This window comes from Aminobacterium sp. UBA4987 (genome assembly GCF_002396985.1).
GTDB classification, from domain to species: domain Bacteria; phylum Synergistota; class Synergistia; order Synergistales; family Aminobacteriaceae; genus Aminobacterium; species Aminobacterium colombiense.
This window is the reverse complement of record NZ_DGZF01000009.1, coordinates 393,709-415,313: the sequence shown is the minus strand read 5'-3', so window position 1 is coordinate 415,313 and position 21,605 is coordinate 393,709. Positions and strand designations below refer to the sequence as shown.

The window sequence follows — 21,605 nt, the reverse complement described above, 5'->3', positions numbered from 1 at the left end:
TGAAACTTATCTACTTCGTTACAGAATCGCGGTATTATCTCTATAATTCTGTGTGAAAACTGTCTTAAATCCTTGTTATACCAACATGTATCAATATCTCCGAGTTCAACTTTTCTGCCCCATAAAATCTTTTGTGCATATATCGCCAGACTTAAACAATCCGCTTCTTCGGGTGGATTACCTGACCCCCACGGAATACCGATTAACCTATCCACGGTAGACCCGCCTGACATCTTTTGCGGCAGGGATATAAGGGAAGTCGTTGATACAGTAGAACCGCCGTGGGCATTTCTTTTTAAGGCTAAAGTCAGCCCAAACTTCCGCATTGATAGCAGTCTCGGTTATAACCGCCTTTTTAATGTGTCCAACAAAGAGTAATTGCGCTCCGTCCGGATATGCCAAAAGGTCACGGAATCCTCTGAACACGTGAACCTCTACGCCGTTCAGTTTATAAAACTGCGCCAATGCCGAGAATGTCCTGTCCACGTTGTCAAGGCTGATTGTCGATGTCTCTATCGTGTTATCTGTTGAGACCTGGACTTGCTCAAACTTGACACCGCATGAGTAATAAGTTTCCGCTGTCCCTGACTCGTTGAACCAATTAATATCTGTCCTGCTATGCGTTACAGGGTCAAAATCGCAATCGGTGAGGTACAGGCTCTCCTTAACAGCGGGATTCGCCACGCTCGGAATGTTCAATATCCTGACAAACAGTATCGGCGCAATCTCAGCTTGCGCTATCTCGGTCTTGACTCGTGTGCTTGCCCTGCTCATTTAGAGAACCTCCTCTATAATTACGGAACATTCCCCGAAAGAGGTCAGACCGTGGCGTGTCATACTTAAAGAGCTCTCCTTAAATGTGACTGATATAGCTGTACTTTCGCCCGGCGGTGTCCAGTTAAACGCCTCATAACTGCCTTTCCGTGCGTTATAAAACGTCACAACATCGTCTACGGTTGACCATGCACCCTTAAATGTCAGATTCCACTCTCTGGGCTTTGCCCCCTTATATCTGCGTTGAGTTTTCCCGCTTTCAAAGGTCGTCTTTAGGACGTTATGGCTGTAGCCAACTTCCCAGATATACTGTGGTATAACGCTGAATGTCTCAGCCATCAACTACACCCCCTGCTGTATGGCTTTTCGGACAGAGCCATTGCGATAGATATTTTCGATAACGAGGGATTCCACGGCAGCTTTGTTGTTTCTCAGCATCTGAATAAATGACTGACTGTCTACGGCGTTGATGTTCATGGTGATATGCGTCTCGCCACCGCCTTCAGCCTGTACACCTAGTTCCCCGCCTGTTGTCCGTGTCAATGGCATGACAGCCTCCGGCCCAGCCTCACCCATGAGCCCCAGCCCGTGCGCCATGGGGAATATGGTCGGCCGGTCCACGATACCGCCATTTGCGAAGGGCACGATATTCACGCCCGCGCCGCCGCCGTCGGCGAAGCCGAACAACCCAAAAATCGATTTCAGCAAGGTGCCCTTGATTACAGCATATGCGATGTCCTGCGCCAGACGCCGCAATGAATCACCCAGATCTTCACCATACGCTATGGCCCCGGCGAATGCACTAGAAATTAGGTCAGGTACCTCAATAAATTTTTCCCTGAGTGCTGTTTCAGCCTCGCGGACAAAACTCCCCAGCGTCCTCGTGCTGGCCTGTATAGAGATATCGAGCGCCGTCATTGCGGAGTCGATCTGCTCTACCGCTCCGGGAAACATGGCGAACTGCTCCCTGATTTTCGTGAGGGCTTCCCTGTACTGCTCCAATCCGATATTGCCGATGTCGAGCTGCATCCGCAGGGCTTCCAGCGAACGCGCCGCGTCCTCGGAAGCGAAGGTCTGATTAAGTTCAAGAGCGATGTTTCTTGTCTCCTCCATGAGGTTTTGACGCTCTTTGAGGGCTTCTATTTCCTTGCCGGTCTGCTCCCCTATTTTTTTCGAGGATTCGATTCTCTTTTGCGCCTCTTCGTTTGAGATGCCAAGAGACTTGGCAAGCGAAACGGTCATTTCATCGAAGACCTGTTTCGTCGCTTTCCCTTGGGAACCTACCTTCTTCATCGCCTCTTCGGACTTTTTGAAGGTGTCGAGAATCGCCTGTATTTCCGGTGTTACTTGAGGTTGAGTTCCCGCCGTTACAGGAGTTTCCCTTGTGCCTCTTATCACGCTTCCGCTCTGCCGTGAAACGGAGTCTTTGTCGTACTGTTCAAGAGACTTCGCCAGCTTCATTGTCGCCTGCTCTTTGGACGCGATAGCAATGGAGCCTTTCCAACCCTCCGCCCCGAACAGCCCGCCGGTTCCGAGCGATTGCAGCTCGCGGAGCTTCCCAACGTCCATCTCGTTGATTTCCTTGTTGAATTTCGCCGCCGCTTCCGCCGAACCCTCAAACGACTCAGCAATCGCTATCAGGGCGACAGTAGCCGTAGCGACAATCCCGCCGGGAGTAAACATCCTCAACGCTTTAGAAGTGAGAATGAGAGACCGTGTAAGCTTGCTGATAGCCAACAGAACAGGACCTATGGCGGCGGCGTAAAGCCCGTAGCTTACGATGTTCGTCTTCATCTCGGGAGAGAGTTCGGAGAAGCTCTTCGTCAACGCAGCGACCCGATTAGCCACAACCATTAAACTCGGAGTCAGCGTCTCTCCTATCTCGCGCCCTGTCGCGGCGATGTTGTTCCGGAGGATGGCAAGCCGCTTTTCTGTGGTCTGATAGAATATCGCGGTCTTCTCCTGGAGTTCGTTGTTTTTCCTCCACGCCTCGCTGCCGAGCTTGACCGCGTTGGTGAATACCTCGCTTGCCCCAGTCGCCCTCAGAATGGCATCCCGGAGACGGATCTCTGTGATCCCCATTTTATCGAGCACCTCGATAGCCGTCATGCCGGTGCCCTCTAAGCTGGCAAGTCCCTGGATGAATTTTATGATTGCTCCCGTGGCGTCCTGCTCAAACAGGGTGGAAAATTCCTGTACCGACATCCCCGCTACGGTGGCAAAATCTTTAACCGCATCCCCGCCCTTAACGGTGGCGAGCTTCATTTCAATCATCAATTTCGAAAACGCTGTGCCGCCAGCCTGCGCCTCGATGCCGACACTGGACAAAGCGCCGCCGAGAGCCAGCATCTGCGCCTCGGTCATGCCCACCTGTTTACCCGCGCCAGCGAGCCTGAGACCCATCTCCACGACCTCTTTTTCAGTCGTGGCCAGAGAGTTACCTAGGGCAACCACTGTCGAGCCGAGCCGGTCGAAGTTTTTCTGGCTCATCTGGGTTATGTTCGCAAAACGAGCCAGCGAGTCTGCAGCCTCGTCTGCGGACATGTTGCTCGTCTCGCCCAGCTGGATCATGGTCTTTGTGAAGCCGAGGATATTTTGTCTCTTGATGCCGAGCTGCCCTGCGGACGCCGCCACCCGTGCGATCTCCTCCGCCGCCGTGGGCATGGTCTTGGACATCTCGACGATGCCCTGCTCCATAGCCTTCAGCTCCGCTTCCGTTCCGCCCACGGATTTTTTCACCTTGGCAAATGCGGACTCGAATTTCACGGCTTCCCGGACCGCCAGCGCTCCGAGTCCCACGAGGGGGGCGGTGACGTTGCGGGTCATGGCCGAGCCGAACCGCCGTGCGTTCGCGCTCAGCTTGCCGAGCTTGTACTCCACCCGCTTCAGACCACGCTCGAGTTCAGTCACGTCAGCGCCGAACATGTATCTAATCTTTTTCTTCGCCACTCTTATCCCCCCTCCTGGCCTTCACCCGTTTTTTCAGATGTTCGTGATATTCGCCCTTGCTCATAATTTCCCCGTCCACCCAGTACCCGGCCAGGTCGTTTGTCCGGACGGGATGCTTCAGCCGGCCGCAGGCGTTCATTATCCAGGCCGCGTGCTGTGCCCGTTTTTGTGACTCCAGATATTCCGAGTACCTCCAGGCATAAATGAGGTCGTCAACTTCGCCCCAGGTGAGCCGCCAGAGGTCCTCGTGAGTGAGCCGCAGGGGACCGAGAGCGATCAGCGTAAGTTCCTGTGCCGCCTTCTCCCAGTCCCCCGCCGTCAGTTTTTTCCCTTCTCCTCCGCGACCGCGTCAGGCAGCCCGAACACCCGTTTGAACGATGCGAGGAATTTAGGGACCGCCTCGCCCAGCGCATCAATGTACAGTTTCTCCTCGGAGTCGAGGAGATCTCCCACTTCGTCGAGAGTGAGGTCTCTGTTATCCCAGAGCATCCCCGCCCAGATAATGGACGTGCCGAGTTCCATGTCACGCCCGTCGAATCCTCCGGTGAGGATGTCCGCAGGCGATTTCCCGATTTGCTCCTGGAGTGCCCTCAGTGCGTTCACGCCGTATTTCAGTTCACCGATTTTCTCTTTCACACTCATGCCGGGTTCAACTCCAATTCCCCGTCTCCCTGGACGGAAATCGATACACCAACCGCGTCCTCGGTTGCGCCCGAAGGCGACCAGTTTGTGATATGGCCTGTCCCTACGTACTCCGCCAGTTCGTCGCGGAGTTCCACCGCCGGATCTGTCGCCCCGATGAGGGATGCGCTTCCGAGGGTGAGTTCCGCCTCCACCCCGGTGGGGAATGAAATGACAAAATCCGCTCCGTTCGCCACCACGAGGATTCCGGTGTCGTCGTAGGCTGTCCGGAGTGCGGTCTGTATGGCGGCCGCAGTGGCGTTGTACGGAAGAGCATCTGTTATGATCGTGTCCCCGTCGCCCAGGGTGAACGTACCGCCGCTGGCCCCGCCCAGGTCGAGGTCGTAGATTTCGTCCGCGCCAAAGGGTAGGAACGTAAATTCCATGGGGGTGCCCTCAAGCGCCCGCGCGACCAATTCCTCCTGCCCGTCGTCCGTAGGGTCGTAGAACAGGTCCATGGTGCCCGACCAGCCCGCCTGCCCCACGAGGAAATTTTTCCAGGTCGTGGAGAGCGTTGACACATCGATGGTCCCGAGGGCAGTCTCAATCGAGAATGACCGAACCTCCCCCACAGGCACCGCCACCCCGGCGACATCGAGCCTGACGATGGCCTTTTTTGCCGCTATTGCGCTCATGCCGTCACCACCCTAAGAGGCGTTGGCGTTCAGCGCAAGCTCGCCTGTGCCCTGGTAGGAAATGCTCAGTCCCACCGCGTCTTCCGTCGCGCCGGAGATGCCCATGGACGTGATGTACGCCGTGCCCACAAGCTCCGTTTTTCCCTCTCCGGCCCCAAGGGGCTGCACCGTGAGAGTGCAGAGCGTCCCGGCCCGCGCCTTGCTCACCAGGTCCGCCTGCGCTGCGTCCGTCGGGTCGTAAAAACACTCCAGGGTTCCCGACCAGCTAGACTGCCCCACAAGGTAGTTTTTCCACGTGGTGCTGAGTACAGACGCGTCGATGGTTCCCAGCGCTGTTTCAATGCTGTAACTCCGGACCTCCCCCAGCGCCGTGGCAGTCTCGCCCACCGTCAATTTCAGAACGCTATATTTCGCAGCAGTTGCGCTCATTCGATTACCTCCTCAAAAAAAGGCCCCTCGCATGGAGGGGCTTATCTATCGTATCCCTTGATTGTCAGTACGCCGTGATACCAGCCGGACGGGTCTTTCAGCACTGTTAGCTCCTCGTAGAACCACTCGGACGGGAGTGCCGCCCGCACAAGGTCGGCGATTTGCAGCACCTCTTTCCTGCCCTGGTAGCTGCTCCAGATGTCCAGGTCGTAGTACCAATTCCGCTCCGTCTCGTTGATAATCCTGCCCCGGAGGGACTGCTGATATCCGAGGGCGATGTATGGACCGTCCGTCCCTTCCGGAACCACGTCATAGACACCTGTGATTTTCGCCATGAGAGCCGTATTCCCGGTCAGGGCGGTATAGACTGCCTGCCCCACCGTTAGATGACTCATCCCTCCACCCCCTTGCGCAACGCCTCATACATCACGGCGGTCAGCCTCGCCTCCGTTTCCTGCTCGTGGGCGCGGCCGGAGGGGTACAGAAAAGGACGGGCGGGTTTTTTCTTCGTCGAGTGCTCGACGAAGTGAGCGTAATAAACGTCTACCCCACCAGATTTACCTCCTGCTGACACAGAAGCATCGAGGGTTTTCTTTGACACCCATGGTCTGATGGTTCTTCTCAATGCCCCGGTGTCAACAGGAACTCTCCGGCGTGCATCATCGGCAATTTTGTCCGCCATTTCCTTCAGTACCTTACGTGCGTCCTCTTGAACATCAATACGCGCTTTCCGAAGGTCGCGGATAAGTTCATTAGTCCCCTCAACTCTGATATTTATTGGATGGCTCATGGCAGTTCCACCTGGCAGTCGAGGTCCAGCCACTCGCGCCCTTCCGGACGGATCGCCTTGACGATGAGCCGGAACGTCCTCCAGAGCACCACGTCATTTATCTGCACGGTCATGGTGGTGGCGGACTGCCGTATCCGGACAATGTGCGTCCGGATCTCCGCGTCCGCCCCTGCGAGTATTCCGTCACGGGAAGCCGGTACCCTGACCCCCGCCCAGACGGTGGCGACCGCCGTATCTTTTACCGTCCAGCCGCCCATTCCGTCCGTTGTGCGCTTCTCCCGCTTGATGTCGATACGGTCGCAGAGTTCCCCTATCCGGCTCATACCGTCGCCTCCCGGTACGGGGCGAGCAACTGTTTCACGCCCCACGGGATGGTCTGTATGGCGTATTTCGTGTCGGCGGCCGCTTCCCGCTGTTCGTACCATTCTCCGATCAGCAGGAGCATGGCCTGTTTTATCGCCTGTGGTATGTTCGCGTCGTAGTCCGTTTCCTCCGTATCAGGGTCGCCCTCCTCCTCGCCGGGAATGACCGTGACCACAGGCTCATACCCGGTGGTATAGGTAATTTCGATGGCACCCGGTCCACGGAGCCGCGCTGTCGGCCAGGATTCAAACGGCTCGAGGCAGAGTTCACCACCGGGCGAGAGGTAATAGAGGTCAGTGCTCACGGTATGCTCTGCACCATCGCTGTCCGTGTATTTCACGGACTCGATTGACTGCACCGGGCCGCAGGGGAGACGGAAGGGGTCGTATGGCCACGAGGAGAGGTAGACGACCCGGGTCTGCTCTACGAGACTTCCGACGAGATAGTTTTCCACGTGCTCCCGGGCCGCAACGATCAAGGCGGTGATGAGGGTGTCATCTGATGTGTGGTCTACGCGGAGATGGAGCTTCACCTCCGCAGTCGAGAGAGGTTCAGCCGCCGGAGGGGTAATTACTTTCAGCTCCATCGGTTGTCACCTCACTTTTTCCGGGGCTTTGCTTTTGCCTTGACGGCTTTCTCCGCAGGAGGTTCCACTGCAGCCGTTTCCACCACCGGAGCCACCACAGGCGGCGGTGCAGGTTTCGCCTTTTCGATAGCCACGGCGTAGCCTCCGGATACCAGCCCGGCAGCCACATTGAGAGGCAGGTCAATTTCAACACCTGCATCGGCCTTCCAGTCAGGGCCGGCGGCGCGTGTCAGCATTTTCACTCTCACAACACCACCCCCTCGATGATAAATTCAAACGTCCCGGCCCCGGCGTTGCCGCCGTTGGCCACGGTGATTTTGATCCGTTCGTCACAGACCGGGATCGGGGCGTAGGAACCATCCACGTCCGTGCCCGTGTTGTCTTGCGCCTTCACCATCGGATAAATAACGGCGCTCGCCGCAAGGTCGTCCTTGTCCCAGACAACCACCGCGCCTTTGTCCGTCACGATGTCGATGTCCGATCCTACGTCCAGCCCGCCGCTAGTTGGTTTGATGTACCGCACGGAGCGTACCATCCCGTTTAACGCCGGAGTGTAGACCGTCGCCGCGCCCTCTGCGTTCGTGAGGACGGGAACGGATACCCGTGTCAGTCTCATACCGTCACCCCCCTACTCGGAGGCGAGGATACCGACACCCTCAAGAGCTGCGAGTATGGCATTCACCGCCGTAACTATTGCGGGCCCATCTGCCGCTTCTGCGAGATCTGCGATGTTACTCGCCTGTGTCCCGGCTGCGGTTATCTTCCCGCCAGCATTGACCACCAGCTCGTCACCGCCTTGTTTCATGTACACTTTAGCGTTGTAGCTCATGCGTTCATCTCCTTAATCAGAATGTAAAAAAGAGGGGCTTTAAGCCCCTCTTCTCATGCCGTGCCCGCGATGGGCGAAACGTGCGTTTCCTCGTCGAGATCAGTGGCCGCCGAAGTTATCGGGGCGGCACGGGATTTGAACAGGATAGCCCACACCGGCCCCGTCGCGGTCGCAACTCCGCGCGTGATTTTCGCGGCTACATACCGTTTCAGCGGGCGAACGAGCCCAACCTTGAAATACGTCTTGTTGCTGGCCGCCTTCGTTCCGGCGAGGTCCGCCAGGGTCGCGCCGTTGCTGGCGCTGTCTTCCTGGAGATTTACAAAATTGCCCGCGTTTTTTGTGGTGATAGAGCCGAGAAAAACAACCTCCCGGTATCCGGCCATGTCCACCACGTCCGTGGTTATGGCAGCGGTACCGGAGTCCTGCGCGGCCTTGACCATCATCACCTTGCAATTTTCAGAGAGGTTCACTCAAGGCACCCCCTTCTATCCGAGCTTGACGCGGACAAACGACTCGGCGAGGACAGGGGCTCCGTCGGCGTACATTCTGCCAATGAAGCCGATCTGGGAGGTTCCCGCGTAAAGTTCGACGAGCCGCTGCAGTTCCACGCCCTGGAGCTCTGCTATCCAGTAGTTCGACCAGTTGCAGAGCGCGCCGACGTACAGGCCGGTGGTCCATGTGGTGGGAACGTATTCAGACTCATCAACGGGCAGCCCCATGAGGATGTCCGGCTCGCCCACGGTAATGCCGGGCCGCCAGAGGTACTGTCCTTCGCCGTCCTTCAGTTTGCTGATTTTCTTCACACCGTCGCGGTGGAAGATCCACCGGGCGGAGCCGCGGTACTGCGCCTTGAGCGCGTATTTCGCCTCGGTGAGTCCGTCGGCGGTAACAGCCGTATCACTGTTGCCGGTGCTCACGTCCCGGTCCGTGTTGATGCCGTTTGCGTCGGCGGTGAAAATCCCAAGGGGTTCTCCGTCGCCGTCGCCGTTGAGGAACGCGTTTTCCTGTGCAACGGCGAATTTGTACGCCAGGCGGTCCGCGACAAGGTTTTCAATCGGCAGTGCGCTGGTCCGAAGCAGTTTCATGGAAATTTTGATCAGCTTGGAGAGCTGTTCGGGCTGCAAGCTGCGCCGTCCGAAGGCCATGGTGCTGTCCTCGGAGGGAGCGGCTATTTCCGTGGTCCACGTGGGATCGGCAGGGTCAGCCGTAAGCGTCGGAACACCAAGGGTATCGCTGCCGGTCACGGGCAGGACGGTGGCGTACTGACGGACAAATACCCGGTTATCCAGCCCCTTGATGAGCCGTGCCACGAACTGCTCGGCGGCGTGGAGAAACCCTCCGGACGCGTCGCTGTCGTTGGCCAGAGCGCGATATTCGGCCGCGTTGCCGTTGATGAGGAAGCTCCGGAATGCCTGAAGTTTCCTTTCTTCAGGATTCTCTTTCTTACCCTCGGGTTCCAGCCGTCCGGCCTCTGCGAGCCGCCTTTCCTCTTCACGGAGTTCCTGCTCCCGCTGGATTTTGTCTCCGAGCTTCCGGGCCTCGTCAAACGCCTTATCGTACTGTGCCCTCTCCTCGGCGCTCAGTTCCCGCTTTTCAGCCTCTGCCGTGTCCAGGAGCTTACGGGCCTCTGCTACCATCGTTGCGCGTGCTTCCATCATTTCCCTGATATTCATTTCAAACCTCCAACAGTCGGATTTTTTCCCGGAGATATTCCGGGGCTTTTGGTGCCGGTTCTTTTTTATGCTCCTTCGCCACGTCGCCAAGGCTCCGTACCCCGCTGGTGGCCGTGGGGTACGCCGGATACGTAACAGGTGAAACGTCATACAGTTCCCGGACCTTAACGATGGTCCTGACTACAGGGTTCCCAGACTCGTCCCATTGCTCCACGTCCACCGTGAAGGCGAAGCTCGACTGATCAACGTCCCCGCGCTTGATGCTCTCCACCAAGTCCCGCGCCCACTGCGCGTCCGGCGGTGTGACCTCATAAAAAAGCCCCTGCTCGTCCTCGCGGATCTGCAGGGTGCCGTTTTTTGTGCGTCCTAAAACGTAGTTCGGATCGTGGTTCCACAAGGCTCTTACGTCGCTTTTCCCGATGGCCTCAGTAAATGCGCCTTGGGCGATTTTTTCCCGCATGCCCCACATTTCTTCCGAGAGCTCGTTGAACCGCGCCGCGTAGCCAATGATTTTCAGCGGCTCATTCTCCGCCTGCTGTATCCGGAACTCCGCCGGGATCGCTCGTATTTCCCTGCTGTCCATCCTCTGCCTCCTTTCCCGCCTGCGAGATGGGTATCATTTGCATCTGCAGGTAGTGTTCATCGCCGCCTTCGACCGGATTAAGATTCTCCAGTGACCGGACCTCGTTGATGCTCATCCAACCGCTGCGGATGGCGACCTCGTATGCATCATAACGTGATTTCACGTCGCCCTTTAACATGCCTTCCGGCTTGAACTCTGCAAAATACCTCTTGCGCTCCCCCGGAGATAAGAGCTGCAGGGATATAGCCTGTTCAATCCTTTTGAGCCATGGCGAGAGACTGAATTTCACGAAGTCGATACTCTGGTGTTCGATGTTGCTGAACGTCGCCTTGTCCAGGTCGCCGATCATGTGCAGAGGCACACGGAAGATCCCGGCGATCTCTGAGCGGTTGAATTTTCTCGTTTCGAGAAGTTGCGCGTCCTCGGGATTGATCGTCAGCGGTTTGAATTTCAGACCGTTTTCAAGGATGGCCACCCGGTGGGCGTTGTCCGTGCCTTGATACAGGTCGTTCCACGACTTTCTGAGACGTTCGACGGCTGACGGGTCTTTGAAAAACGCGTCCGTCTCCAGTACACCCCTCGGTGTCGCGTCATTGTCGAAAAATCTCCCGGCGTACTCGCTCGCCGCTATCCCCTGCCCGATGGCCTCCGCCGCCACCTTCACCACGGAATGACCCCGAAGGCCGTCGAAGCCCAGACCCGGGATGTGGAACAGTTCTCCCCACAGGAACGTCCGGCTGGTGCCGTCCTTCATCGCCACGTCATATACGAGTTCTCCTGTGGTGAGGACCTTCCTGGGTGTGACCGTGGATGGATCGAGGAACCAGAGCGCTGCCACCCGTCCGGCGTTGTCAAGGTCGATGAGGGCATATGCGTTCCCCCACAAGGCGAGTGATGCGGTGACGGCCTCCCAGAACGAAAACGCTGTCTGCCGAGGGTTCGGGGCACCGTGCAGGAGTGGATAAAGATAATGGTCGGCAGCCTCCTGCCGTTCATCGCCTTTGCGCCGGTAGATTTTGAGCGGCAGTTGCGCTACTGACTCCGAGAGAACGCGTACGCAGGAGTAGACTGCTGAGAACCTCATGGCTTTTTCTTCGTCCACCACGGCATCTCCTGTCTCCCCCGTCAAAATGCGAATTATTTCGGTCTCGGAGGGGTGAACTGACAAGCTCATTCCCCGCCGGAAAGCGTCCAAAAAACGCGAAAAAAATGGTTTTTTCAGCTCTTTCACCTCCATCCGGGCATTAAAAAAGACCCTTTCGGGCCTAAAGTGTTATCAATCCGCGCGATTCGTAAACGGATTCTCGCTCGTCTTGAGCCTCCTGCATAGCTGCTATGGCTATAACAAGAGAAACGATAGGGTCTATTTTTTCTGTAGATTTTTCTTTGTTTGGCTTAATATTCCCCGCTGGATCAGAAGAAATAACCACGTTATCTGCTGCCCAGGTAAGAACTGGGTTATCACCATGCCTGAGCGTTTCATTCAAAACATGGGTTTCGAGTATTTTTGATGGAGCAGTCATTGAAGCATATCCTTGCCCTACCGGGACCACATCAATGCCAGCGTCTTCGATTATTCTTGTAACTTCTTTTGCCCCCCAACGGTCAAAGCCTATTAACTCAAGAGCCGGATATTGTTTTTTAAAAGCTATTACTTCCTGAGCTATCGCCCTGTCATCGATAGCATTACCCTCAGTCCCTATTAGATACCCCTTTCCCATCCAATGATCATAGGGTACCTTATTTTTTTTGACTCTCTTCCACAAGTTTTCCAGAGGGCACCATGATTTATTCAAAACGTACAGAAGGCCATCTTCCGCTGGTTCAAAGACCAAAGTAAAAGATGCAAGGTCATTGACAGAGGCCATATCCAACCCGCCATAACACCTGCGGTTCCAGAGTATTTCTGTATCGAATTCACCGCCGCAGGCTTTCCACATGGCAAGGTCAAACCATCGTGTTTCTGCTCTCGTCCAGACATTGAGTCTATAGCGTTTAAAAGCATTTTCTTTCGCAGGTGATTCTTGGGCTTCCAGGCATTCCTGCCGAAAGTTTTCCAGTTTTATAGTCTCTCCCAAGGAGGGGTTTGCCATAACCCACGCATCCTCATCACGCCAGTCTATTTCCTCAATGTCAGAATTTCTTGCTTCTGCATCTTCCCAATTCGTTGAATAGATCAGGGCAAAGAACGAATCATCAAATAGTAGCCCTTTGAGAATCTTTCTGGCGTATTCATGCTGTTCCCAGCAGATCGTGTATCGGTCGAACCCCGCTGTAGTAATTGAAATGATAAGTGGCTGATCCCTTGCAGCCCCGCCATAGCGCAACGTATCCCAAAGGGCTCGTTTTTTCTGAGCATGAAGCTCGTCAAAGATCAAGCCGTGAATGTTGAGCCCTTCTTTCGTCGGTACGTCTGCGCTCAGAGCCTGGTAGATGCTGTTTGTTTTTGGATAATAGATAGTCTTGGTAGACGGCCTTCTTTTCAGCCTTTTCTTCAGTGCCGGGCTCTTCAAAATCATTCTCTCTGACCCGCCAAAAACAATGCTGGCCTGCTGCCGGTCAGCAGCTGCAGTATAAACTTCTGCACCCTGCTCGCCGTCTGCCATAGTCAGGTAAAGTCCCAGACCGGAACATAACTCTGATTTTCCATTCTTCTTCGGAATCTCTATGTAAGCCTGTCGAAACCGCCGCGTCCCATCTTTGCGTTTCCATCCGAAGAGCGGCGCTAAGAAGTTGTATTTCTGCCAGTCCATAAGCAAAAAAGGCTCGCCTGCCCATCTCCCCTGGGAGTGCTTTAGATACCGTTCAAAGAAATTGATAACACGCTTGCCTGCACGCTCGTCAAAGTAGTGACCAGTTGAGACAGCGTGTTCATCCGCTATGGTAAGGGGTAGCTTCTCGGCGTCAAACTCCACATGGGGATATTTATTCTTGACATCGGGACGATACCATTTCATTCAAAATCAGCCTCAAATGGGTCGATTTCTTTATCCTTCGGGAGAACCAGACGACACCTCGAAGACGGAGTCAGGCCAAATTCAGCACAAAAGGACTTGATTATCTGAGCGTATTTGATGGCCATGGCCACCTCGGGACGAGGCACTAAATTCACTTCTCCACGAACGTTGGTATATGACATTGTCATACCTTCTCTGTTTATCGTTTCCGTGGCTTCCAGCCATTTGGAATACGCGTCACAATAAACTGCGAGGGCTGCTCTGTCTATTTTGCTTAAGAGCCCTAGATCATAAAGGTCCTTGGCTATTCTTTTCCATTCGTTTTTAGCACCTTGACCAAGAGTCGACGGACAGAGCGGTCTTCCCTCTGGTTCCTGAGCATCCAAATTCAGCTTCCGCTTTCCTGGATTCCCCTCCAAAGCTTTCAGTTTGTCAGGTTTTGGCCTTGGTCCCCGCCTGCCCATCTCATCACCTCCAATTCAAAAGGCTAAGCGAAACTTGCGGACACGCACAATCTAATCCACGCCGTTGACTTAGGGCTCAGGTTGTAGAGATTTTATCCCCCCCTACCCATGCTTTTTGTTATGGCACGCCCGACATAAACTTTGTAAATTACTTTCGTCAAGAGGCGCACCGCCTTCACTAATCGGCAGAATGTGGTCAACCATTTCTGCTAATCTAACTTTCCCGTTCCGTTCACATTCCTCACATATCGGATGTGCGGACCTATAAAGTTCTCTGAGCTTCCTCCACCGAGTGGAAGCATAAAACTTATGTAGCTTCGGCCTCAACTGGTTATATTGCTTCTCCCGCCGTTTTCGCTTCTTTTCCATCCACGCTTCACCGGGTTTTCTGGGCATGAGTTCACCTCTCTCCCAAATACCAAATATAAACTTTAGTTTAAATTGCCATAAAATAGCGATCACCTACACTTTGTAAAAAACTTCCTCATAAGACTAAATATTTATATAACCCGCTCTACTACAGGCTTTGCGCCTTGATAGAAAGGCGGAGCTGATCTAACGTGAATCTGACATAACTTATGTTCTGTAACATTCGCCAACTACAACTTCGAGCCGCATGAACACAGGCTTTGTTGCCAGTTATAAATGACTTAATTTTGCGTTTATTAAAAAACTTATTTATATCGCTTATTTAATTCCCTGGAAGGTAACACTTTCATAGATAAAATCCTTCTGGACTTGATCAACGCAAATGTAGCGAAGCGTGTCCTTTGCTGAGTTGTGGCCATATATCTCTTGTATGGCAGCTATATCTTTTGTAGTTTTATAAGCCCAGTATCCCCATGTTTTACGTATAGTGTGTGTTCCTACTGATTCTTCTATTCCGCAGGCCTCTTTTGCCTCTTTAAGAATTGCGTACGCTGTTTGCCTAGTGATGCTTCTAAGACTTCCATCTTTGTTTCTCTTGCGTGAAATAAAAAGAGGATATTCCATCTCAGCTTCTTTAAAAGGTGTTAGATATTCTCTTAAAAAATCTCTGACGGGATTATTTATCTTTATAAGACGGGTTTTTCTTGTCTTGTTTTCTTTTATGTTTATGTGTGTTCGAATCTGCCTTCTGCCCCCAGGCTTTTCAACAAGAACATCTTTCACTTTTAGTTTTAGAAGATCCGTTATCCGCAACCCAACGTGTATTCCCATAAAAACCCAACCGTAATCTCTAAAATTTTTCTTATGAAGATATTTGAGCATCGCTTTGATTTGTTTTCGATCTTTAAGCGGTTGAACTGTGTTCATCGCCCACCACACGCCTGTCTCATTCGATTAATAGACCAGCCCCTCTTTGCCCTTCGTTCGCACCAACGGCGCATTATACGAAGATCACAGAATTCCATGTACGTAATGATTTCGGCTCCAAAAGGGAGAGGGGAACATCGTACATCAGACATGCCAATACGTACGCATTTTTTCTCTGGAATTCCCCAGAGAACATACTGCCTCGCCATGCTGATGCCTCCTCTCAATAAAAAAGGCCCCAACAGAAGAATCTGCCAGGGCCTTTCGTATTTATTTCCACACTACCATTTTAACAGTTTTAAAAAGATTATCAGCGGAACATCAAACATATTATTAACGGAGTATTAGAGACTTTGGTTTTTATTCTCCAAACAACGCGAGCTGAAAGCCTCCTATCACCTCACGAGCTATTGCCAATGGTACCGTCTTACGTCTTCTTGTCACTGTTTTAGGATTAACGGAATATTTTGTTGCAACACGTGCTAACATACTTTCTTTATAAAGCCTTGAAGAGAAAGGATTATCCATGTATCTGACATGATCTATAAACATATTCCAGTCAGCAGGAAATACTTTTCTGAATGATCTTGCTGACTGGACTACCGTTTCCCATGTACCTAATGTCTCAAGGAATTGAACAATGGCATCTCCAGCTGCTATTTGGCCGAAAAAAGCGTCAGTATTCACACTTGAATCTACCCGCTCAATATCATCTTCGCTTTTAATAGACTGCGCTAGCTCAAACCACTCGACATCAGAAAGAGGAGGACGCTCTCCCAATAAGACCATTACGCCTGATGGGTGGTAGGTCACAAGTAAATCTATAATTGCTGATAAGCGCTCTATCTCATTCATTGTCATCCTCCTCTACTTCCTTACCCTTGCTGTTGCTTAAACCAGGCGTTATATACCTTTTCTTCTAAAGTATCTCCCTCAAATTTATAAATAGGCTTCTCCCCTTTTTTAGGGTTATCCCACTTTTCCCACGCTTCTTCTAATGTTTCACATGGGCCTGTTTGTTGACCATAACATTCTGAACATATTATGGTTATTTTATTTCCAACTTCTGTTAGAATTTCTATTTTTGGAGGGCCTCCGCAGTATTTGCATTTCATATGGCTAGCCATTATTTGTCCTCTTCATATCCTCATTCTGTTTATCCTACCTTACACTCTTTCAAACTCAAGAACCCACACCCATGGGTTATCTCTCCATTTTTTACCGTCCTTAGCAGTAGAATCCCAAAGTTTTATAAAATTGTCTTTGTAAATTTTTTCGCATGTATCTTCAAGACAATTAATTGCAGAGTTTTGTATTGGATCCACCCCTTCTTTTTTTATATCATTTATGGATATTCGTTGAAGAAGATCAATGCGTACATTAGTTATCCTTAGAGTTATTCTACTTGCCCATCGCGGCATATGTACCGCAGATCGCCACTTGCCACGAATAGCCTTTGGATTATGGAATCCGTACCTGCTATCGGCATTATCTATACAAAAATATGCCCCATCAGCTGCAAACCATACAGGCCAATACCTGAAATTACTTGGTGGATCAGCATTTAAACTCTTTTCTACGGCCCATTTTTCTTTTACCCAAAGATGGGCACCTATATTACCGAATGGACAACTGAAAGGTGTCCATAAAAAGTGAGATTTTTTAAAATGCTCTGTAAGAGCAATTCGACTCATCGTTTTCTTGCCTTGTAAAATAGTCCTTACCATTTCGCTATTAAACAAAATTGGTTTTTCTTCAGGGAGTGCCATTGTTTTTTCATGCATGCCGTTTACCTCCTGCGTTACCTTCCTATAGGCAGTTTCTTCTGCACATTCTTGCGTGTTCTAAAATCCCGCGCCTTGATAAACAAGGGGTGCGACATCTCTGTCAGCCGAGAAACTATTCTCGTACCGTGCTCACCCAACATTTCTTTAAGCTGTGACATAGAGCACGCATTTGTTGTTATCACTGTCTGTTTCCCCGACCTGTACCGTGCGTCTATGAGAGAAAAAAGTTGCTCATCGACCCAACTTTTATCCTTTCTCTGTGCCCCTAAATCATCAATGGCTATACAATCGGCATCTTTTACGGCCTGTTGGGTTTTATTTGCTGTTCCATCCTCAAAGCCCGAACGGATTTCATCAAGCAAATCAACCACCGGCACGAATACTGCGCTTTTCCCACGTGAAGTAAGAGACTGAACTATAGCAATGGCCAGATGGGTTTTTCCCACACCCGTACCACCACCTAAAACGAGAGAGAAACCATCTTCCACACTCGCCATGGCCAAACCCTTTGCAGTTCTGATGATAGGATCATCCATGGTCTTAAATGTATCGAAAGTACAGCGTTTCATGGCTTCTGGAATTTTGCTCGTTTTTACCAACTGTTCAGTTTTCTTTTGCTTCTCGTATTTTTGGCGATCTAGGCAGTTACCTACTTTTATTGATAAAACTTGCCGACCAAATAATTCTTCAAAACGCATTACATACCTCATTCCGCGGTATTTACACCCGCCATATCCCGGGCAATGAGTGCAATAACGATCTTGCTCTTGTACGTAAAGAATGTCTGAAGCAGAATTATCTAAGGCTTCTATCGTGAGCGACGGATCTTTAAAATATTGCTGTAAATATTCGAGTGCTTTTTTCTCGTCTTGGGCTTTTCTACGAGGGTACTGAGTTAACAAAGCTTCTAGGCTTGTCATCGTCTCTGTCATTCAAGATCACCTCCGTATTTTTCAAGCAAAGCCTGCTGTTGCCTGGATTCCCACTCTTTTAAGTCAGACGCTCGCTGTTTTTCGTATGGGTCGTCAGGTGTCAAAGCCCTTTGTGTTTTAGATTTGCCATTCCGCCCCGAAGTCTGATATTTCAAGCTTTCGTAAATATATTCGAGAGTGAGAGTGTGCAGCGGACGTTTCTTTTTCTCGTATCGCGATACAGCCTTCCCAATCTCTTGGTTCACCCGTGCGGGAACATGAATCTTTTCGAGGGTTTTGACCGCGGAAAGTTCTCCTGGCGTAATTCCCTTTCTACCCGTTTTGAGCAAGAAATATTCCACGGTTGGGCGCATCACCTGAGGAACCTCATCAATATCAACGAATTCTGCATTTTCCTGTGAAGGAAGGGCCTCGTCAGAGGGGGGTTCTTCCTTCTCTGAAAGAGAAGTAGTATCTAGTTCACTAAATATAGTTCTGGGTGACTCACTGTCAGGGGGGGTATGACTACCAGTCATGGGGGGCTGACTCTCTGTCATCCCCTGAGCCCCCAAAATATCGTAAATATTCGATGATTGCCCCTTCTCTGTCATTCTTTCATGAATACGTATAAGTCCTCTTTTTTCAAGTCCCTCAAGGCATCTTCTAACTTGCCGTGCAGAACAAGAAGCCGCCTTTGCAAGGGTTTTTACAGAAGGGAAGCACGAATTAGCTCTTGACGCAAACGTACAAAGAGCTACATACACCATTTTTTCATATGTTGACAGATCTGAATCCATAATCACAGGAATATCAACCCTCGCAAAAGGAAATGCCCTGCAATCTACAACTTTAATGTCATTCGCAGACATGCTATTTCACCCCTGTACTGCCAAAACCGCCCTCTCCACGCTCGGTTTCATCCAGTACATCTACAACTACAAAGCCTGGTAATTCCACTTTGAGAATCACCATCTGGGCTAGTCTGTCTCCACGCTGAATGGTAAAGGGCTTTGTACCATCATTTCGAAGAGGAAGCATTACTTCGCCTCGATACTGATGATCAATTACGCCTACCCCGTTACAGAGGTGAATTCCATGCTTATAGGCCAATCCGCTTCTTGGAAAAATAAAGCCGCCATATTGATATGGAATAGCTACCTTAAAACCAGCTGGAATGTTGCAAGCTTCACCTGGATAAATAACAACATCTATAGCACTTCTAATGTCTGCTCCGGCATCGCCAATATTTTTTCTTTTAGGTATAAAAAGATCGTCTTCGACAACAATTCGTAAATTATCCATGACTAAACCTCCTTGGGCTTTACACATCTCAAAAAAAGTTTGTCGTTACCATGTTTGCGCTCGCATGCTGCAAAATTGAAAAACGGATCTAGCCGAATATATCTATTCCCATCCGAATGTAAGAATATTTCCCCTACACGCTGTTGCTTTGTTCTCTCACGACCGCTTTTATCTACATACTTTCCTACAGCGACAAAAATCTCATACTCTACGCTAGGCATTCGTCTAGTTCCTTGATTTTGTTGTGGTGAAAGACCACAGGGATGTTCAGCTTATTGGCATACTCTATTTCCATCTTGCAACCTTCAGAGCTCGCCCAATCGCCGAATACCCAAACCTCATCGGCAAGAGATAGCATGTTTCGGCATTGTTCAAAAACATCTTTTTGGTCGCCAAAAACAGGCATAAAACTAAATGCATGAATGGGAGAAAGAAGTAGTGTGTCTTTGGCTCCCACTATGGCTGATACGTTGCGGCATATAGTATCTATAGCTACACTATTTTTCCAAATTTCATCGATATCGGCTGTTTCTCCTCGCAGTGGATGTGCTATATAAATTTTTTTCATCTGATTACCTGCCATTCCGACCTACAGGTAGCGCCGCTACCCCGGTCTCTTGCTCATATTGATGGTCAAGAGTGCGAAAAACGTAGGAAATACCACTCCCGGTAAGTTTTATATTCATCGTTGAGGTTATTGCATCTGCTATTTTTTGCCAGCTATATCCCGCTATGCGGGCATCTCTAATTTCACAATAAAGCTCCGTTACTATTTTTCGAGTAATGCCACTTGATTTGTTCGGTTGGGGCACTTTCGCCATGGAAGTGAGCTTTGCTCTAGCCGTACACATTCCAGCGATATCAAAGTCAGTCATTACGCCGCATCCTCCTCAATATGCTAAAATGAGGCTAGGAGTTACAGCTCCTAGCCTATAAGTTTTCAAACAGTCTCTGATTTTCGGATCAGAGACTCTCTTTTTATCCTTTGGCAAGCTTTTACTATTATTTCCCTCGTACGAGTGTTCTCTTCAGTTCGTCGAAAAACAACGCCTCGCAATTTTTGCCCTCTATAGTTCAACAAACTAACAACTGCATTTCGGACAGCTCTTTTCATGCCAGACACATTCTTTCTCTTTGTTTTTGGAGATTTGCCAGCTGCGCAATCTCATCTCTAATCTTTTTTCTGCTTAGACTATCGTTATATTTTTGATGTAACACCTCTGCATGTGCCGTCCTAACACGTTGCAGTTCAATAGCGTCATCAAATTCTTTTAAAGCTTGAGCCTTTGAAAGCCATACAACGCAATGCATTGTTAACCCTCTTCTACGAAAGCTGAAAGCTTTTGAACGTCTCTGATTGATATATCTTTATATCTTGCGCTAAGCCTTTTCCGTTCATCCGCTCCGCAAATGGCACTGAGAAGACTGGAAGCCTCTCTTTTTGCAAACCATATTCCCTTGAAATAGTATGGGCCGCTTATCACGCCGTTTTTAGCCAACATCTTTAAAAGACTTTTCCCTATTTTTTCAAGCATTCGCTTCGGCCTCCTCTTCAATTTTCTGAACAAGATTTTTTATGTCAGATACTTTCCAACCAACTATATTTCCAGTGATTTTTATTCCTTTGGGGAACCGTCCCTCTCTAATTCCGTCGTACCATGTTGTTCGTGAAACCGGTATGACTTGAAGAACTTGCGGGAGTCGCATAAAACCGAAATCCGGGATGTTCATGATGTCGTAACCTCCTTTGCGACCATTTGACCTGTTTGACGTTCATAAATGCTGTACATGTTACTTTGGGACGTCCTCAAGGTGTTCTTGAAGATGAGATGGACGGCGAGGAGACAACCTGTTAGCCTCTATTCTTCCCAGCACATATTCCTTCTCTCCTATCGCCAATAGCACCCAACCTTGAGACAACAAAGAATTCACTTCGTCATGGTCATTCGTAGTTCTTATCTTGTTTACTCCGTACAGTATCGACATAACACACCTCCTGAGCTCTCTCTATTCGACTATCAAGGTCCCTGCTCGCTTTGTTTTTATTCCTGAAAGAGCCTCTATATACTTATTGAGTTTCCGAAGCGCATAAACAAACAGAAATCCTTTTTCAGTGTTCGCTTCCCCGTTATCCATAAGGTCTTGGAATATCACTGTTACTTCTTCCGGCGTATCGCAAGTTTCATGCAATATTTGAACTGCCTGTATAGCCTCCGCAAGAATGTTTATTAGATGGAAGCCGCTGAGCTCTCTTTCCTGCGGAGGGGTGTAGGGTTTATCAGTTCGTCAATTGTGCAACTAAATAAATCTGCCAGTTTTTTAAGGTTCTTAATTCCTGGATCTACCTCATGTGCAGGATTATCGGATTCCCATCTATAAATCGTGTTTTCTGTAACACCCATAGCTGCAGCAAGCTGAATCTGCGTCATTTTTTTTCTTTTTCTTTGAACGGAGATTCCTTTCAAAGGATCGCCCCCTTTCCTTAATTTTCTTCATACCCTTAACTTAGTGTAGATATTACACTTAACATAATTATTAATCAATAGGACAAAAGCCCTATATCTACAATATGTTAAGGCTTTTATTCCTCTGGTAT

Annotated in this window: 37 protein-coding genes; all 37 read right to left on the bottom strand. The window is 50.4% G+C overall.

The annotated features are described in order from the left end of the window. Window positions 1-207 precede the first annotated feature (207 nt). Entirely contained in the window at window positions 208-774 is a 567-nt protein-coding gene (locus B2U56_RS06165; RefSeq protein WP_286952811.1) for a hypothetical protein, read from the bottom strand. Beyond that, window positions 775-1,113, bottom strand: a complete 339-nt coding sequence (locus B2U56_RS06160) for a phage tail protein (protein WP_286952810.1) — start codon at window positions 1,111-1,113, stop codon at window positions 775-777. Between the two features lie 3 nt (window positions 1,114-1,116). Continuing rightward, the gene (locus B2U56_RS06155; protein ID WP_286952809.1) at window positions 1,117-3,723 is read right to left on the bottom strand and encodes a phage tail tape measure protein; all 2,607 of its coding nucleotides are present in this window, start codon (window positions 3,721-3,723) and stop codon (window positions 1,117-1,119) included. Continuing rightward, a complete protein-coding gene (locus B2U56_RS06150) occupies window positions 3,704-3,862 on the bottom strand; it encodes a hypothetical protein (RefSeq protein ID WP_286952808.1) in 159 nt (52 codons plus the stop codon). The genes B2U56_RS06155 and B2U56_RS06150 overlap by 20 nt, the downstream gene beginning before the upstream one ends. 179 nt (window positions 3,863-4,041) lie before the next feature. Continuing rightward, on the bottom strand, window positions 4,042-4,365 hold the full coding sequence (locus B2U56_RS06145) for a hypothetical protein (protein WP_286952807.1): 324 nt from the start codon (window positions 4,363-4,365) through the stop codon (window positions 4,042-4,044). Beyond that, complete coding sequence (locus tag B2U56_RS06140; protein WP_286952806.1) at window positions 4,362-5,039, bottom strand: hypothetical protein; 678 nt, start codon at window positions 5,037-5,039, stop codon at window positions 4,362-4,364. Before B2U56_RS06140 ends, B2U56_RS06145 begins: the two co-directional genes overlap by 4 nt. A gap of 12 nt (window positions 5,040-5,051) precedes the next feature. Then, a complete protein-coding gene (locus tag B2U56_RS06135; RefSeq protein WP_286952805.1) occupies window positions 5,052-5,468 on the bottom strand; it encodes a phage tail tube protein in 417 nt (138 codons plus the stop codon). A 41-nt stretch (window positions 5,469-5,509) separates the two neighbouring features. Then, window positions 5,510-5,863, bottom strand: coding sequence for a DUF3168 domain-containing protein (locus B2U56_RS06130; protein WP_286952804.1), 354 nt, complete (start codon window positions 5,861-5,863; stop codon window positions 5,510-5,512). After that, complete coding sequence (locus B2U56_RS06125; RefSeq protein WP_286952803.1) at window positions 5,860-6,291, bottom strand: HK97-gp10 family putative phage morphogenesis protein; 432 nt, start codon at window positions 6,289-6,291, stop codon at window positions 5,860-5,862. The genes B2U56_RS06130 and B2U56_RS06125 overlap by 4 nt, the downstream gene beginning before the upstream one ends. Next, a complete protein-coding gene (locus B2U56_RS06120; RefSeq protein ID WP_286952802.1) occupies window positions 6,255-6,581 on the bottom strand; it encodes a head-tail adaptor protein in 327 nt (108 codons plus the stop codon). The genes B2U56_RS06125 and B2U56_RS06120 overlap by 37 nt, the downstream gene beginning before the upstream one ends. Continuing rightward, a complete protein-coding gene (locus B2U56_RS06115; RefSeq protein WP_286952801.1) occupies window positions 6,578-7,207 on the bottom strand; it encodes a head-tail connector protein in 630 nt (209 codons plus the stop codon). The genes B2U56_RS06120 and B2U56_RS06115 overlap by 4 nt, the downstream gene beginning before the upstream one ends. 11 nt (window positions 7,208-7,218) lie before the next feature. Continuing rightward, complete coding sequence (locus tag B2U56_RS06110) at window positions 7,219-7,443, bottom strand: hypothetical protein (RefSeq protein ID WP_286952800.1); 225 nt, start codon at window positions 7,441-7,443, stop codon at window positions 7,219-7,221. An 8-nt stretch (window positions 7,444-7,451) separates the two neighbouring features. After that, window positions 7,452-7,823: a hypothetical protein gene (locus B2U56_RS06105; protein ID WP_286952799.1), complete on the bottom strand. Its 372-nt coding sequence runs from the start codon at window positions 7,821-7,823 to the stop codon at window positions 7,452-7,454. Window positions 7,824-7,835: 12 nt separating this feature from the next. Beyond that, window positions 7,836-8,036 (bottom strand): hypothetical protein, encoded by a 201-nt coding sequence (locus B2U56_RS06100; protein WP_286952797.1) that lies wholly within the window; start codon window positions 8,034-8,036, stop codon window positions 7,836-7,838. A gap of 53 nt (window positions 8,037-8,089) precedes the next feature. Continuing rightward, window positions 8,090-8,506, bottom strand: a complete 417-nt coding sequence (locus B2U56_RS06095) for a hypothetical protein (protein ID WP_286952796.1) — start codon at window positions 8,504-8,506, stop codon at window positions 8,090-8,092. A 15-nt stretch (window positions 8,507-8,521) separates the two neighbouring features. Beyond that, a complete protein-coding gene (locus B2U56_RS06090; RefSeq protein ID WP_286952795.1) occupies window positions 8,522-9,709 on the bottom strand; it encodes a phage major capsid protein in 1,188 nt (395 codons plus the stop codon). Window position 9,710: 1 nt separating this feature from the next. Beyond that, window positions 9,711-10,292, bottom strand: coding sequence for an HK97 family phage prohead protease (locus B2U56_RS06085; RefSeq protein ID WP_286952794.1), 582 nt, complete (start codon window positions 10,290-10,292; stop codon window positions 9,711-9,713). Further along, window positions 10,231-11,394: a phage portal protein gene (locus tag B2U56_RS06080; protein ID WP_286952793.1), complete on the bottom strand. Its 1,164-nt coding sequence runs from the start codon at window positions 11,392-11,394 to the stop codon at window positions 10,231-10,233. Before B2U56_RS06080 ends, B2U56_RS06085 begins: the two co-directional genes overlap by 62 nt. 163 nt (window positions 11,395-11,557) lie before the next feature. Further along, window positions 11,558-13,249 (bottom strand): terminase large subunit, encoded by a 1,692-nt coding sequence (locus tag B2U56_RS06075; protein ID WP_286952792.1) that lies wholly within the window; start codon window positions 13,247-13,249, stop codon window positions 11,558-11,560. Further along, on the bottom strand, window positions 13,246-13,713 hold the full coding sequence (locus B2U56_RS06070; protein ID WP_286952791.1) for a phage terminase small subunit P27 family: 468 nt from the start codon (window positions 13,711-13,713) through the stop codon (window positions 13,246-13,248). Before B2U56_RS06070 ends, B2U56_RS06075 begins: the two co-directional genes overlap by 4 nt. A 102-nt stretch (window positions 13,714-13,815) precedes the next feature. Then, complete coding sequence (locus B2U56_RS09805; RefSeq protein WP_414631800.1) at window positions 13,816-14,082, bottom strand: HNH endonuclease; 267 nt, start codon at window positions 14,080-14,082, stop codon at window positions 13,816-13,818. A gap of 318 nt (window positions 14,083-14,400) precedes the next feature. Next, window positions 14,401-15,009, bottom strand: a complete 609-nt coding sequence (locus B2U56_RS06065) for a tyrosine-type recombinase/integrase (protein ID WP_013048512.1) — start codon at window positions 15,007-15,009, stop codon at window positions 14,401-14,403. Next, entirely contained in the window at window positions 15,006-15,218 is a 213-nt protein-coding gene (locus tag B2U56_RS06060; protein WP_286952790.1) for a hypothetical protein, read from the bottom strand. Before B2U56_RS06060 ends, B2U56_RS06065 begins: the two co-directional genes overlap by 4 nt. Before the next feature lie 151 nt (window positions 15,219-15,369). After that, window positions 15,370-15,864 carry a hypothetical protein gene (locus tag B2U56_RS06055; RefSeq protein ID WP_286952789.1) on the bottom strand — a complete coding sequence of 165 codons (495 nt, stop codon included), beginning with the start codon at window positions 15,862-15,864 and terminating at the stop codon, window positions 15,370-15,372. 20 nt (window positions 15,865-15,884) lie between these two features. Then, a complete protein-coding gene (locus B2U56_RS06050) occupies window positions 15,885-16,136 on the bottom strand; it encodes a hypothetical protein (protein ID WP_286952788.1) in 252 nt (83 codons plus the stop codon). Window positions 16,137-16,175: 39 nt separating this feature from the next. Further along, the gene (locus B2U56_RS06045) at window positions 16,176-16,793 is read right to left on the bottom strand and encodes a hypothetical protein (RefSeq protein ID WP_286952787.1); all 618 of its coding nucleotides are present in this window, start codon (window positions 16,791-16,793) and stop codon (window positions 16,176-16,178) included. Window positions 16,794-16,810: 17 nt separating this feature from the next. Then, the gene (locus B2U56_RS06040; RefSeq protein WP_286952786.1) at window positions 16,811-17,728 is read right to left on the bottom strand and encodes an ATP-binding protein; all 918 of its coding nucleotides are present in this window, start codon (window positions 17,726-17,728) and stop codon (window positions 16,811-16,813) included. Beyond that, window positions 17,725-18,576, bottom strand: coding sequence for a helix-turn-helix domain-containing protein (locus tag B2U56_RS06035; RefSeq protein WP_286952785.1), 852 nt, complete (start codon window positions 18,574-18,576; stop codon window positions 17,725-17,727). Before B2U56_RS06035 ends, B2U56_RS06040 begins: the two co-directional genes overlap by 4 nt. Window position 18,577: 1 nt before the next feature. Further along, on the bottom strand, window positions 18,578-19,009 hold the full coding sequence (gene dut, locus B2U56_RS06030; RefSeq protein WP_286952784.1) for a dUTP diphosphatase: 432 nt from the start codon (window positions 19,007-19,009) through the stop codon (window positions 18,578-18,580). 208 nt (window positions 19,010-19,217) lie between these two features. After that, window positions 19,218-19,577 (bottom strand): DUF4406 domain-containing protein, encoded by a 360-nt coding sequence (locus tag B2U56_RS06025; protein WP_286952783.1) that lies wholly within the window; start codon window positions 19,575-19,577, stop codon window positions 19,218-19,220. Between the two features lie 4 nt (window positions 19,578-19,581). Next, window positions 19,582-19,884 (bottom strand): hypothetical protein, encoded by a 303-nt coding sequence (locus B2U56_RS06020; RefSeq protein ID WP_286952782.1) that lies wholly within the window; start codon window positions 19,882-19,884, stop codon window positions 19,582-19,584. A 235-nt stretch (window positions 19,885-20,119) separates the two neighbouring features. Continuing rightward, a complete protein-coding gene (locus B2U56_RS06015; protein ID WP_286677293.1) occupies window positions 20,120-20,320 on the bottom strand; it encodes a hypothetical protein in 201 nt (66 codons plus the stop codon). 2 nt (window positions 20,321-20,322) lie between these two features. Beyond that, complete coding sequence (locus B2U56_RS06010; protein ID WP_286677292.1) at window positions 20,323-20,544, bottom strand: hypothetical protein; 222 nt, start codon at window positions 20,542-20,544, stop codon at window positions 20,323-20,325. Then, window positions 20,537-20,740, bottom strand: coding sequence for a helix-turn-helix transcriptional regulator (locus B2U56_RS06005; protein ID WP_286677291.1), 204 nt, complete (start codon window positions 20,738-20,740; stop codon window positions 20,537-20,539). Before B2U56_RS06005 ends, B2U56_RS06010 begins: the two co-directional genes overlap by 8 nt. A gap of 60 nt (window positions 20,741-20,800) precedes the next feature. Next, the gene (locus tag B2U56_RS06000) at window positions 20,801-20,995 is read right to left on the bottom strand and encodes a hypothetical protein (RefSeq protein WP_286677290.1); all 195 of its coding nucleotides are present in this window, start codon (window positions 20,993-20,995) and stop codon (window positions 20,801-20,803) included. 21 nt (window positions 20,996-21,016) lie between these two features. Then, entirely contained in the window at window positions 21,017-21,199 is a 183-nt protein-coding gene (locus B2U56_RS05995) for a hypothetical protein (RefSeq protein WP_286952781.1), read from the bottom strand. Between the two features lie 38 nt (window positions 21,200-21,237). Beyond that, window positions 21,238-21,474, bottom strand: coding sequence for a helix-turn-helix transcriptional regulator (locus B2U56_RS05990; protein ID WP_286952780.1), 237 nt, complete (start codon window positions 21,472-21,474; stop codon window positions 21,238-21,240). Window positions 21,475-21,605: the final 131 nt, after the last annotated feature.

Excerpts from the sequence above, each read along its gene's own strand:
- B2U56_RS06040 (WP_286952786.1), bottom strand. The coding sequence starts at position 17,728 with ATGACAGAGACGATGACAAGCCTAGAAGCTTTGTTAACTCAGTACCCT.
- B2U56_RS06115 (WP_286952801.1), bottom strand. The coding sequence starts at position 7,207 with ATGGAGCTGAAAGTAATTACCCCTCCGGCGGCTGAACCTCTCTCGACT.
- B2U56_RS06085 (WP_286952794.1), bottom strand. The coding sequence starts at position 10,292 with ATGGACAGCAGGGAAATACGAGCGATCCCGGCGGAGTTCCGGATACAG.
- B2U56_RS06050 (WP_286952788.1), bottom strand. The coding sequence starts at position 16,136 with ATGGCTAGCCATATGAAATGCAAATACTGCGGAGGCCCTCCAAAAATA.
- B2U56_RS06045 (WP_286952787.1), bottom strand. The coding sequence starts at position 16,793 with ATGCATGAAAAAACAATGGCACTCCCTGAAGAAAAACCAATTTTGTTT.
- B2U56_RS06075 (WP_286952792.1), bottom strand. The coding sequence starts at position 13,249 with ATGAAATGGTATCGTCCCGATGTCAAGAATAAATATCCCCATGTGGAG.
- B2U56_RS06065 (WP_013048512.1), bottom strand. The coding sequence starts at position 15,009 with ATGAACACAGTTCAACCGCTTAAAGATCGAAAACAAATCAAAGCGATG.
- B2U56_RS06035 (WP_286952785.1), bottom strand. The coding sequence starts at position 18,576 with ATGTCTGCGAATGACATTAAAGTTGTAGATTGCAGGGCATTTCCTTTT.
- B2U56_RS06140 (WP_286952806.1), bottom strand. The coding sequence starts at position 5,039 with ATGAGCGCAATAGCGGCAAAAAAGGCCATCGTCAGGCTCGATGTCGCC.
- B2U56_RS06025 (WP_286952783.1), bottom strand. The coding sequence starts at position 19,577 with ATGAAAAAAATTTATATAGCACATCCACTGCGAGGAGAAACAGCCGAT.
- B2U56_RS06015 (WP_286677293.1), bottom strand. The coding sequence starts at position 20,320 with ATGCATTGCGTTGTATGGCTTTCAAAGGCTCAAGCTTTAAAAGAATTT.
- B2U56_RS06020 (WP_286952782.1), bottom strand. The coding sequence starts at position 19,884 with ATGACTGACTTTGATATCGCTGGAATGTGTACGGCTAGAGCAAAGCTC.
- B2U56_RS06005 (WP_286677291.1), bottom strand. The coding sequence starts at position 20,740 with ATGAACATCCCGGATTTCGGTTTTATGCGACTCCCGCAAGTTCTTCAA.
- B2U56_RS06105 (WP_286952799.1), bottom strand. The coding sequence starts at position 7,823 with ATGAGACTGACACGGGTATCCGTTCCCGTCCTCACGAACGCAGAGGGC.
- B2U56_RS06060 (WP_286952790.1), bottom strand. The coding sequence starts at position 15,218 with ATGGCGAGGCAGTATGTTCTCTGGGGAATTCCAGAGAAAAAATGCGTA.
- B2U56_RS06165 (WP_286952811.1), bottom strand. The coding sequence starts at position 774 with ATGAGCAGGGCAAGCACACGAGTCAAGACCGAGATAGCGCAAGCTGAG.
- B2U56_RS06135 (WP_286952805.1), bottom strand. The coding sequence starts at position 5,468 with ATGAGCGCAACTGCTGCGAAATATAGCGTTCTGAAATTGACGGTGGGC.
- B2U56_RS09805 (WP_414631800.1), bottom strand. The coding sequence starts at position 14,082 with ATGGAAAAGAAGCGAAAACGGCGGGAGAAGCAATATAACCAGTTGAGG.
- B2U56_RS06160 (WP_286952810.1), bottom strand. The coding sequence starts at position 1,113 with ATGGCTGAGACATTCAGCGTTATACCACAGTATATCTGGGAAGTTGGC.
- B2U56_RS06055 (WP_286952789.1), bottom strand. The coding sequence starts at position 15,864 with ATGAATGAGATAGAGCGCTTATCAGCAATTATAGATTTACTTGTGACC.
- B2U56_RS06070 (WP_286952791.1), bottom strand. The coding sequence starts at position 13,713 with ATGGGCAGGCGGGGACCAAGGCCAAAACCTGACAAACTGAAAGCTTTG.
- B2U56_RS06000 (WP_286677290.1), bottom strand. The coding sequence starts at position 20,995 with ATGTCGATACTGTACGGAGTAAACAAGATAAGAACTACGAATGACCAT.
- B2U56_RS06120 (WP_286952802.1), bottom strand. The coding sequence starts at position 6,581 with ATGAGCCGGATAGGGGAACTCTGCGACCGTATCGACATCAAGCGGGAG.
- B2U56_RS06150 (WP_286952808.1), bottom strand. The coding sequence starts at position 3,862 with ATGAACGCCTGCGGCCGGCTGAAGCATCCCGTCCGGACAAACGACCTG.
- B2U56_RS06090 (WP_286952795.1), bottom strand. The coding sequence starts at position 9,709 with ATGAATATCAGGGAAATGATGGAAGCACGCGCAACGATGGTAGCAGAG.
- B2U56_RS06110 (WP_286952800.1), bottom strand. The coding sequence starts at position 7,443 with ATGCTGACACGCGCCGCCGGCCCTGACTGGAAGGCCGATGCAGGTGTT.
- B2U56_RS06100 (WP_286952797.1), bottom strand. The coding sequence starts at position 8,036 with ATGAGCTACAACGCTAAAGTGTACATGAAACAAGGCGGTGACGAGCTG.
- B2U56_RS06010 (WP_286677292.1), bottom strand. The coding sequence starts at position 20,544 with ATGCTTGAAAAAATAGGGAAAAGTCTTTTAAAGATGTTGGCTAAAAAC.
- dut (WP_286952784.1), bottom strand. The coding sequence starts at position 19,009 with ATGGATAATTTACGAATTGTTGTCGAAGACGATCTTTTTATACCTAAA.
- B2U56_RS06130 (WP_286952804.1), bottom strand. The coding sequence starts at position 5,863 with ATGAGTCATCTAACGGTGGGGCAGGCAGTCTATACCGCCCTGACCGGG.
- B2U56_RS06145 (WP_286952807.1), bottom strand. The coding sequence starts at position 4,365 with ATGAGTGTGAAAGAGAAAATCGGTGAACTGAAATACGGCGTGAACGCA.